This window comes from Sphingopyxis sp. sgz302558 (assembly GCF_057220455.1).
On record NZ_JBXPUZ010000002.1, the window covers coordinates 1,048,482 to 1,058,675 of the forward strand.

Annotated in this window: 9 protein-coding genes; all 9 read left to right on the forward strand. The window is 63.9% G+C overall.

Annotated features, from left to right (window positions below):
* Nucleotides 1-11 precede the first annotated feature (11 nt).
* Nucleotides 12-2,123, forward strand: coding sequence for a family 16 glycosylhydrolase (locus AC2TC0_RS10570; RefSeq protein WP_484717450.1), 2,112 nt, complete (start codon nt 12-14; stop codon nt 2,121-2,123).
* A gap of 871 nt (nt 2,124-2,994) precedes the next feature.
* Nucleotides 2,995-3,978 (forward strand): P-type conjugative transfer ATPase TrbB, encoded by a 984-nt coding sequence (gene trbB, locus AC2TC0_RS10575; RefSeq protein WP_484717451.1) that lies wholly within the window; start codon nt 2,995-2,997, stop codon nt 3,976-3,978.
* Nucleotides 3,978-4,307 carry a TrbC/VirB2 family type IV secretion system protein gene (locus AC2TC0_RS10580; protein WP_484717500.1) on the forward strand — a complete coding sequence of 110 codons (330 nt, stop codon included), beginning with the start codon at nt 3,978-3,980 and terminating at the stop codon, nt 4,305-4,307. Before trbB ends, AC2TC0_RS10580 begins: the two co-directional genes overlap by 1 nt.
* Nucleotides 4,307-4,582 carry a VirB3 family type IV secretion system protein gene (locus tag AC2TC0_RS10585; protein ID WP_484717452.1) on the forward strand — a complete coding sequence of 92 codons (276 nt, stop codon included), beginning with the start codon at nt 4,307-4,309 and terminating at the stop codon, nt 4,580-4,582. The genes AC2TC0_RS10580 and AC2TC0_RS10585 overlap by 1 nt, the downstream gene beginning before the upstream one ends.
* A gap of 4 nt (nt 4,583-4,586) precedes the next feature.
* Entirely contained in the window at nt 4,587-7,064 is a 2,478-nt protein-coding gene (gene trbE, locus AC2TC0_RS10590; RefSeq protein WP_484717453.1) for a conjugal transfer protein TrbE, read from the forward strand.
* A gap of 5 nt (nt 7,065-7,069) precedes the next feature.
* The gene (trbJ, locus tag AC2TC0_RS10595; protein ID WP_143146568.1) at nt 7,070-7,828 is read left to right on the forward strand and encodes a P-type conjugative transfer protein TrbJ; all 759 of its coding nucleotides are present in this window, start codon (nt 7,070-7,072) and stop codon (nt 7,826-7,828) included.
* A 4-nt stretch (nt 7,829-7,832) separates the two neighbouring features.
* Nucleotides 7,833-8,159, forward strand: coding sequence for a putative entry exclusion protein TrbK-alt (gene trbK-alt, locus AC2TC0_RS10600; RefSeq protein ID WP_066528285.1), 327 nt, complete (start codon nt 7,833-7,835; stop codon nt 8,157-8,159).
* Between the two features lies 1 nt (nt 8,160).
* On the forward strand, nt 8,161-9,480 hold the full coding sequence (trbL, locus tag AC2TC0_RS10605) for a P-type conjugative transfer protein TrbL (RefSeq protein ID WP_484717454.1): 1,320 nt from the start codon (nt 8,161-8,163) through the stop codon (nt 9,478-9,480).
* A 5-nt stretch (nt 9,481-9,485) separates the two neighbouring features.
* Nucleotides 9,486-10,169 carry a conjugal transfer protein TrbF gene (trbF, locus tag AC2TC0_RS10610; protein ID WP_484717455.1) on the forward strand — a complete coding sequence of 228 codons (684 nt, stop codon included), beginning with the start codon at nt 9,486-9,488 and terminating at the stop codon, nt 10,167-10,169.
* Nucleotides 10,170-10,194: the final 25 nt, after the last annotated feature.

Consider the following 10,194-nt stretch of genomic DNA (forward strand, 5'->3'; position numbering starts at 1 on the left):
ATGCGAGTGACATGAATCTTCAGGAGGCTTCGGCTCCTCTTCGGCAGCTCGTATTTCGGTCTGCGCGACGTCTCGCGTGGTCATTGCCAGGCGGCAGGATCGATGCGTTCGGCCCGGGCGATGACAAGATCGGTTCAATCCTTGCCATCAACCTCGACCGGCAACCGGGACGGTGGCAAAGGCTGCTCCAGGAAGTGGGGCGTTTCAAAACCGGAGACGGCGCTCCGCTGTCCACGATCTTGGAGCGTCTCCCCGCGGTCGACGCGCGGGACGGACGGGCGGTGGCGGCTACGTCGGATGTAGACCCGGTGTATCGTATGGGCGATCAGCTCTTCGTGCAGCCGGATCCTAGGCTCGCGGAGTGCTTTGGCGTTGATCACCCAATCCGGATGACGCGTCAGGAAGTCGCTGTAGCGCGATCCCACATTGAGGCTTGGAAAAAGATCGCCCGCGGGCCGCACCAACACGTTCTAGTGCTCGAGGACGACGTCTGGTTTCGTCGCGGCGCAGCGGATGCCATTGAGCGGGGCTGGCGGGCAGCACTACGCCGGAGCGAAGACACCACGGGACCACACCTCCTCTACCTCTCGTACAACGACGCCGGCGGGATGGCCATAAGGACTGACGTATGTGGCTCGCTATTTAGGCCCGTCCGCGGGCTCTGGTATTTGTCTGGCTATGTTTTGTCACGTGATGGTGCTGCGGCGCTGCTCCGGGCGATGCCTGTCGTCGGCCCAGTCGACCTTTGGATGAATTATCGTTTTGCAGAGCTAGGCGCACTCGCTCTCACGCGTCCGGCGATATTGCAACGACAAGATGGTCCTTCGGACAATGCTTACTCAGTCCTTCCCTTTCTCGCCCGCGCTGGGACGATCGATGCCGGCGCACCTCCGGCGCGACCGGAGCGGTCGCCAAACGGCTTTACAGTCGCATGGACTATTGGTGAGAGCGAGGGTCTTGCCATGGCGCTGTCGATGCTAGGACTCCGGACGAGGGCCTTCACATATGGCGAGTCAAAACTCTCTGCCTCTGATCTTTTTGCGGTTGGAGAGATATTTGATGCCGTGGTTGACCCGCCGCTCGCTCAGGACGCGCTCCAAGCATTAATCGAGCGTCCAGATGTGAGATTCATAATCGAGGCCGGAGCAGTCGGTCATGAGGGCTCGTTGATGGAGAAGCTTCCGCCCGGCCGCACCGCCGTCGTAGAACCGTCTGTGCCGCTTTGGGATCCCATTTGCGAACTCTTGGATCTCACAAAACCGTCCGACACGTATCCCATTGGTACGCCGTCGGGCACTGGCATGTTCTGTGATGCTCGAGCCGCTCTTCCTCGGTCCATTGGACCAATCGAGGCGAAAGTCACCGTGCCGATGGACGACTCGCCATGGGTACTGCCAACGAGAGCACATTGGCAACCGCGGTGCGTCGATGCGCCGAACGAAGCCGGGCCGATTGAGGTGATAAGTTCGGGCCGGTCTTGTTCGCCCGAACTTGTCACCTTGATCGAAACCTTTCCGGGCAACATGGCTGTTTTCGCGCGCAATGGCGTTGTAGAAGCACCTCAAGGCAAACGGCTTGTCCTATCTGTCGCCGCAGCCAAAGGTGTCAGGCCCCTCCAGTCAGGCGCAATCGCGTCAGGCCAAGCGTTTCAACACGGGCGTTTTCAAGCCAAGATTAAAGCGGCTGCCGGGGCTGGTCTTGTCACAGGCTTCTTCCTTCACCGCGATACGCCGCGGCAAGAGATCGACATCGAGCTGACGGGAAAGAATCCGCGTCAGATGCTTGTAAACGTTTACTTCAACCCCGGAGATGAAGGTGCTGCGATCGGCTTCGGTTATCGCGGCTCGCCGTGCCTGATCGACCTCGGCTTCGATGCATCGGAAGACTTCCACACTTATACCGTCGACTGGTTGCCGGACCGGATCCTGTGGTCGGTAGATGGCGTGACAGTACACGAGCGCCGAAGTTGGGATCCAACTCCCATCCCTCACCTGCCAATGCGGCTCCATTGCAATCTTTGGGCGCCGCGATCCGTCGAGCTCGCCGGGCGGTTGGACCGGAACACACTACCGGCCACGGCGGAGTTTCGAGACGTATCAGTTCTGACTGTAGCGGGACAATAGGCCTCATTCCCGCCAACGTAATGCCCGGATTGATGGACGAAGGGCAGTTTTCGAGCTTCCGGTCGGGAGCCTCAACGACCGATTTGAGCGGAATGCGGCTGATTGGTTCACGCTGAGCAGATGGTAAGTTGTGTCAGCAGCAACCGATAGTACTCAACGCCTGCGCCGATCAGCGCATCGTGCTGAAGATGATGGACCTGACTGCCATCGGCCATTGATCGCGGGTGCATCCGGTCATGGGGACGTTTTCGGCCATTGGGACCTCCCTTTGGAGCCAACCTGGCTCTCTACATCAAGGGGGCACAGGAATGTGCCGGGGCATCGAGTCTCGTCCGCCCTCCAAGGATGCAAGCATGCGATTTAACTGCGGCTTCGGAATGCCCGACGAACGTCTCAGAACCCTCCAGATTTGGTCCGATTGTACCGGATCGCCTTCTCCGCTGAAGCGACTGCCCGGCTCAGCTAACCCATTCTTTGAACGCCGCCATTGTAACTAACAGCATCAATCAATTAACTGAATTATAGCGTGAATTAGGTGTGAGCGACCCTTCAAAGGAGGGGTTGCTGTAGGCGCACATCGCCGACTAAAACCGTTGGAAGACATTCCGGTCGATAGATCTGAGCACGCTGGCGGCCATGCCTGAAAGAGCAGCTCTAGTCGGCAAAAATCCTTGCTCGCACGGGCGTCGCGATCGATGCGCTGGACGCGGCCGAGTCGTAGGGACCATCATCCATCTGCGCCACGATTTCTGCCTTTTCGCTAGGCTACCATGACTGCAACAAGCTGTTGCATATAAGCATTCCAATGTCTCTTTGATCTGCCTCACGAGCGCAGCCGATGATCGGTTGCCTCGCCGACACGAGGCAATTCATGAGCGTCATCCCCATCCCGTCGCAAGCATCGTCGCGCGGAGCGCGTATGCTGCGCACTGCGCTCGGGCCAGAGATCGCCGTCTGGCTTGAAGATGCCTCGGTCATCGAGGTCATGCTCAATCCCGATGGACGGCTGTGGATCGACCGGCTCGGAGCCGGGATCGCCGATACGGGGAGCGGGATGTGCGCTGCTGACGGCGAGCGGATCATCCGCTTGGTGGCGCATCATGTCGGAGTCGAGGTTCACGCCAAGGCGCCGCGCGTTTCGGCCGAGCTCCCCGATACGGGCGAGCGTTTCGAGGGCCTTTTGCCGCCGGTGGTGGCTGCACCGAGTTTCGCGATCCGCAAGCCCGCCGTCGCGGTGTTCACGCTCGCAGATTATGTCGCGGCGCAGATCATGTCTGCATGGCAGGCCGACGCGCTGGTTCGCGCCGTCGCGGGCCGAAAGAACATTCTCGTCGCCGGCGGCACGTCGACCGGCAAGACCACCCTCACCAACGCGCTCTTGGCCGAAGTCGCCAAGACCGACGACCGCGTGGTCCTGATCGAGGACACCCGCGAACTGCAATGCGCCGCGCCAAACCTCGTCTCGCTGCGCACCAAGGACGGTGTGGTCACGCTCTCCGACCTGGTCCGCTCTGCCCTGCGCCTGCGGCCCGACCGCATCCCGATCGGCGAGGTGCGCGGGGCCGAAGCGCTCGACCTGCTAAAGGCCTGGGGCACCGGCCATCCCGGAGGCGTCGGCACGATCCATGCTGGATCCGCGCTTGGGGTCCTGCGCCGCATGGAGCAGCTGATCCAGGAAAGCGTCGTCACCGTGCCGCGCGCGCTGATCGCCGAGACCATTGATGTCATTGCCATCCTTGTCCGGGACGGGACCGGAAGGCGGCTCGCCGAACTCGCCGAGGTCACCGGCCTCGATGCCAATGGCGATTACACCATCCTTCCCATCACAGCCCCAGCCACAGGAGTTTCATTGTGATCCAGACCTTGTCGCGCGCCCGTGCCCGCCTCTCCGCTGCCGTGCTCGGCGGCCTTGTTGCTCTTTCCATCGCGGGGCCTGCTCATGGGGCAGGCTCGTCGATGCCTTGGGAAGCGCCGCTCCAGTCGATCCTCGAATCGATCCAGGGCCCGGTCGCCAAGATCGTGGCGGTCATGATCATCATCGCCACCGGCCTGGCACTGGCCTTCGGCGACACCTCGGGCGGCGCACGCCGGATGATCCAGATCGTGTTCGGCCTATCGATCGCCTTTGCCGCCTCGTCCTTCTTCCTGTCGTTCTTCTCGTTCGGCGGCGGGGCGCTGGTGTGATGAAGACTGGATCACCCGAAGCCGTGCCCGGCTTTGTCGTTCCGGTTCACCGCGCGCTGACCGAGCATATCCTGCTCGGCGGCGCGCCGCGTGGGCTGGCGATCGCCAATGCGACGCTGGCCGCCGCGATCGGGCTTGGCCTGCGCCTGTGGATCGCCGGCGTGGTGATCTTTGCGCTGGGCCAACTGGTCTCGGTCTGGGCGGCGCGGCGCGATCCGCAATTCGTCGATGTCGCGCGGCGCCATCTGCGCTTCCCCACTTTCCTGAGGGTCTGAGCCCATGCTCTCGCTTCGCGAATATCGGAACAAGGCCGAATGGCTTGCCGACTTCCTGCCCTGGGCCGCGCTGGTGGCGCCCGGCGTCGTGCTCAACAAGGACGGCAGCTTCCAGCGCTCGGCCCGCTTTCGCGGTCCCGATCTCGACAGCGCGACGCCTGCCGAGCTGATCGCCACGACCGCGCGCCTCAACAGCGCGCTGCGGCGACTGGGTTCAGGCTGGGCCATTTTCGTTGAGGCGGTGCGCCGCCCGGCGCCGGACTATCCCGACAGCGACTTTCCCGATCCGGCCTCGGCACTGGTCGAACGCGAACGCGCCGCGCAGTTTGCCGACGAAGGCGCACATTTCGAGAGCCGCTATTTCCTGAGCCTCTTGTGGATGCCGCCCGCCGAAGACGCCGCCCGCGCCGAAAGCTGGCTCTATGAGGGCAAGGCCGAAAAGGGCATCAATCCCAAGGAGCTGCTCGACCTCTTCGTCGACCGCACCGAGCGCCTGCTGCGTCTAATCGATGGCTTTGTCCCCGAGGTGGCGTGGCTCGACGACGGCGAGACGCTGACCTACCTGCACAGCTGCGTCTCCACCCGCAGTCACCGCGTCCGCGTTCCCGAGATCCCGATGCATCTGGACGCGCTGCTGGCCGATGAGCCGCTGACCGGCGGGCTCGAGCCGCGCCTCGGTCGCGCGCATCTGCGCACGCTGACCGTGGTCGGCTTTCCCAGCAGCACCTTCCCGGGTCTGCTCGACGAGCTCAACCGGCTCGCCTTCGCCTATCGCTGGTCGACCCGCGCAGTGATGCTCGACAAGACCGATGCCACCAAACTGACCGCCAAGATCCGGCGGCAATGGTTCGCCAAGCGCAAGTCGGTCGCAAGCATCCTCAAGGAGGTGATGACCAACGAGGCTTCGACGCTGCTCGACAGCGATGCCTCGAACAAGGCCGCCGATGCCGATGCTGCGCTGCAGGAGCTCGGATCGGATTTTGTCGGCCAAGCCTATGTCACCGCCACCGTCACCGTCTGGGACGAGGATCCGGCGCTGGCAGCGGAGAAGCTGCGTCTGGTCGAGAAGGTCATCCAGGGCCGCGACTTCACCGTGATCGTCGAAGGCATGAACGCGGTAGAGGCCTGGCTCGGATCGCTTCCCGGCCATGTCTACGCCAATGTCCGGACACCGCCGATCTCCACGCTCAACCTCGCCCACATGATCCCCCTGTCGGCTGTGTGGGCCGGGCCGGAACGGGACGAACACTTCAACGCCGCCCCATTATTCTATGCGCGGACCGAAGGCTCGACCCCGTTCCGGTTTTCGCTTCATGTCGGCGATGTCGGGCATACGCTGATCGTCGGGCCGACCGGGGCAGGCAAGTCGGTGCTACTCGCGCTGATGGCGCTGCAGCTTCAGCGTTATGATCGCGCCCAGGTCTTTGCCTTCGACTTCGGCGGATCGATCCGTGCAGCGGCGCTGGCCTGCGGTGGGGACTGGCAGGACCTCGGCAACTCGTTGACGGGTTCCGGCCTGGCTGAGGACAGCAATGGCACGGTGCTCTTGCAACCGCTGGCGCGGATCGACGAACCGGCAGAGCGCAACTGGGCGGCCGAATGGCTTCAGGCGATCCTCACTGCCGAAGGCGTGACTATCGATCCCGCGACCAAGGAGCATCTCTGGTCGGCGCTGACTTCCCTCGCCACCGCTCCGATTGCCGAGCGCACGCTTACCGGGCTCGCTGTGCTCCTGCAGTCACAAGCATTGAAACAGGCCCTGACACCCTATTGCATTGGCGGGCCGTTCGGACGGCTGCTTGATGCCGAGAGCGAACATCTGGGGGAAGCCAGCTTTCAGGCCTTCGAGACCGAAGGGCTGACCGGCTCGGCCGCAGCCCCTGCCGTGCTCTCCTACCTGTTCCACCGCATCGAAGGCCGGCTCGACGGCTCGCCGACAATGATCATCATCGACGAGGGCTGGCTTGTCCTCGACAGCCCCGCCTTTGCCGCACAACTGCGCGAATGGCTCAAAACGCTGCGCAAGAAGAATGCGAGCGTGGTGTTTGCAACCCAGAGCCTCGCCGACATCGAAAGCTCGGCGATCGCTCCTGCCATCATCGAGAGCTGCCCTACCCGCATCTTCCTCCCCAACGAACGCGCGATTGAGCCGCAGATATTGGCAATCTATCGCCGCTTTGGCCTCAACGACCGGCAGATTGAGATCATCGCGCGGGCGGCGCCCAAGCGCGATTATTACTGCCAGTCGGCGCGCGGCAACCGATTGTTCGAACTTGGCCTTGGCGAGGTCGCGCTCGCCTTCACCGCCACCTCATCAAAGGCCGACCAGCTCGCGATCGATGCGATCACGGGCGTGCACGGCTGCGCTGACTTTGCTGCGCGCTGGCTGCGCCATCGCGGCCTCGCCTGGGCAGCCGAGCTGCTGCCCGCCCCCTCGCCCCTTCTCAAGCCCGGTCCGCGGTCGGACCAATCCCAGGAGTAGTGCCCATGAAAGCCCGTAAATTCGTCTCGATGCTTGCTGCCAGTGCCGCGGTTCTCTCGGTCAGCGTCGGCGCCATGCTGCCGACCGCTGCCAGGGCACAGATTGGCGGCGTGGTGTTCGACCCGCGCAACTATGCCCAGAACATCCTGACCGCCGCGCGCACGCTCGAGCAGATCAACAACCAGATCCGGCAGCTCCAGAACCAGGCGACCTCGCTCGTCAACGAAGCGCGCAACCTGCAATCGCTGCCACTGACCGTGCTCGAACCGCTGCAAGCGCAGATCCGGCAGACCCAGGCCTTGCTCGGACAGGCGCAGCGCGTGGCTTATGATGTTCGTCAGATCGAACGCGAGTTCCAGAACAACTATCGCGCGGGCGCGATGACGGGGCCGCAGCGCATGCTGGTCCAGGGCGCCGAAGCCCGGTGGCAGAACAGCCTCGGCGCCTTCGAGGATGCCCTACGGGTTCAGGCCGGCGTGGTCGGCAATATCGACGGCACGCGCGGCGCCATCGACAGCCTCGTTGGCTCAAGCCAGTCGGCAACCGGCGCGCTTCAGGCCGCGCAGGCTGGCAATCAGCTGCTGGCGGTGCAGGCGCAGCAGCTCGTGGACCTGACCGCTACGGTCGCCTCGCTCGCGCGGGCACAATCGCTCGACGCCGCTGCACAAGCGGCCGCCAAGGCGCAGGCCCGCGAACAGCTTCGCCGCTTCCTCGGCGATCGCCGGCCCTATGTCCCGGGCAATGCCCGGCTGTTCGGGAACTGAGGCGATGGACAGCAAGCTCTTTGCGCGGATTGGGGCCGGCGCCTTCGTCGCCATTGCCATCACCATGGCCGTGCTCGAACTGCGCGAAGAGCCTGCGCCGCCGCCACGCGATGTCATCGCTGCGGCACATGAAGCCGGAGACGATGCAAAGGCCACCCTCGCCTATTGCGCAGCGCTCGGCCTTGAGGCGGCATCGGTCGATATCTGCACCGCAGCCTGGGCAGCCGAACGCCGCCGGTTCCTGGGGCAGGCCGAGCGTGATGCGGCGGTCGTGCCCCCTGTGACTGACAACAGCGGGGATGCCGCCCTCGATATGACGGGGGATCGCTAACATGGGTGGCACCGCCGTCGTCGACCGCTTCCTCGACATCTTCTCGCGCTACATCGACAGCGGGTTCGGCCTTTTGGGCGGCGAGGTCGCCTTCATCGCAACCACGCTCATCGTCATTGATGTCACACTGGCAGCGCTGTTCTGGTCATGGGGCGAGCAGGGCGACATTCTTGCCCGCCTGGTCAAGAAGACGCTCTTTGTCGGCATCTTTGCCTACATCATCGGCAACTGGAACAGCCTCGCGCGCATCGTGTTCGAAAGTTTCGCCGGGCTTGGCCTCAAGGCCAGTGGCACCGGGTTTACAGCGGCCGAACTGCTGCAGCCGGGCCGGGTCGCGCAAGTGGGGCTCGATGCCGCCTATCCTTTGCTGGAGTCGATCTCCGAACTGCTCGGCTTTGTCAGCTTCTTCGAGAATTTCCTGCAGATCGTGATCCTGCTGGTCGCTTGGGCGATCGTCATCATCGCCTTCTTCATCCTGTCGATCCAGCTGTTCATCACCCTCATCGAGTTCAAGCTGGCAACGCTCTGCGGCTTCGTGCTGATCCCGTTCGGGCTGTTCGGCAAGACCGCCTTCATGGCCGAGCGCGTGCTTGGCCATGTCGTCTCGTCGGGCATCAAGGTGCTGGTGCTTGCGGTGATCGTTGGCATCGGCTCGACCATCTTTTCCGAGTTCACTACCGCTATCGCGGGCGAACCCACGATTGAAGACGCGCTGTCGATCGTGCTGGCAAGCTTGGCGCTGCTCGGCCTCGGCATTTTTGGCCCCGGGATCGCTAATGGCATCGTCTCGGGCGGGCCGCAGCTTGGCGCAGGCGCCGCAGCCGGCACCGCGCTGCTCGCGGGCGGCGCTGCCGCCGGTGCCGTTGCCGGAGCAAAACTGGCGGGCGGCGCGGTGGCCAGTGCTGCCTCCAATGTCGCGCAAGGCACGTCGCGCGCTGCAGGCGGCGCGACCATGGCCTACGCTCTCGGCTCTGCAGGCAAGTCGGGCGGCGCAGCGGTCGCAGGCGGCGCGCGTGCCGTCGGCGAATATGCTGCCAGCGCTGCAACATCGCCGCTGCGCAAGGCCGGTGACGGCGTGAAGCAATCCTTCCGCGAAGGCAGCCGCGACGCCATCACCAAGACCGGCGGCAGCATCACACCCGGACCTAACACGCCGCCGCCATCGCCGCCTCCAGCTGCCGAGCAGGGCCAGCCCGCCTGGGCCAAGGCGATGAAGGACCGGCAGGCGATCTCACACGGCGCGAGTATCGCCGCGCACACGCTCAAATCGGGCGACAGCCACGGCGGCGGCGCCTCGGTCGACACTTCAGAAAAGGACTGACACACATGTTCCGACGCCCTTCGATCCGCTACGGCAAGACCCCCGAACCGGAAACGCCCTACCAGCGTGCCGCCCAAGTCTGGGACGAGCGCATCGGCTCGGCGCGGGTGCAGGCGCGAAGCTGGCGCTATGCCTTTTTCGGCGCGCTTGGTCTGTCCGCCTGTCTCACTGCGGGGATCGTCTGGCAGGGTTCGCAGGGCTCGATCATTCCCTGGGTGGTGCAGGTCGACAAGCTTGGCGAAGCCCAGACCGTCGCCCCTGCGGTCAGCGACTTTGACCCGAGCGACCCGCAGATCGCATTCCACCTGGCGCGATTCATCGAGCAGGTGCGCAGCATTCCCGACGATCCGATCATCGTCCGCCAGAACTGGCTGCGCGCCTATGATTTTGTCACCGATCGCGGCGCATTGGTGCTCAACGATTATGCCCGGACCAACGATCCCTTCGCGGCTGTAGGCCGCGAACAGGTCGGGATCGATGTCACCAGCGTCATCCGCGCCTCGCCGACCAGCTTCCGCGTTGCCTGGGTCGAACGGCGCTACCGCGATGGCAGCCTGGCCGAGACCAGTCGCTGGACCGCGATCCTGACGATCACTGTCCAGACCCCGCGCACGCCCGATGCCCTGCGCAAGAACCCGCTCGGAATCTTCGTCAATGCCATCAACTGGTCAAAGGAACTTGGCTCATGATCTCGCCCATTCCCGGTCGCCTTGC

Excerpts from the sequence above, each read along its gene's own strand:
- trbL (WP_484717454.1), top strand. The coding sequence starts at position 8,161 with ATGGGTGGCACCGCCGTCGTCGACCGCTTCCTCGACATCTTCTCGCGC.
- AC2TC0_RS10570 (WP_484717450.1), top strand. The coding sequence starts at position 12 with ATGAATCTTCAGGAGGCTTCGGCTCCTCTTCGGCAGCTCGTATTTCGG.
- trbJ (WP_143146568.1), top strand. The coding sequence starts at position 7,070 with ATGAAAGCCCGTAAATTCGTCTCGATGCTTGCTGCCAGTGCCGCGGTT.
- trbF (WP_484717455.1), top strand. The coding sequence starts at position 9,486 with ATGTTCCGACGCCCTTCGATCCGCTACGGCAAGACCCCCGAACCGGAA.
- trbK-alt (WP_066528285.1), top strand. The coding sequence starts at position 7,833 with ATGGACAGCAAGCTCTTTGCGCGGATTGGGGCCGGCGCCTTCGTCGCC.
- trbE (WP_484717453.1), top strand. The coding sequence starts at position 4,587 with ATGCTCTCGCTTCGCGAATATCGGAACAAGGCCGAATGGCTTGCCGAC.
- AC2TC0_RS10585 (WP_484717452.1), top strand. The coding sequence starts at position 4,307 with ATGAAGACTGGATCACCCGAAGCCGTGCCCGGCTTTGTCGTTCCGGTT.
- trbB (WP_484717451.1), top strand. The coding sequence starts at position 2,995 with ATGAGCGTCATCCCCATCCCGTCGCAAGCATCGTCGCGCGGAGCGCGT.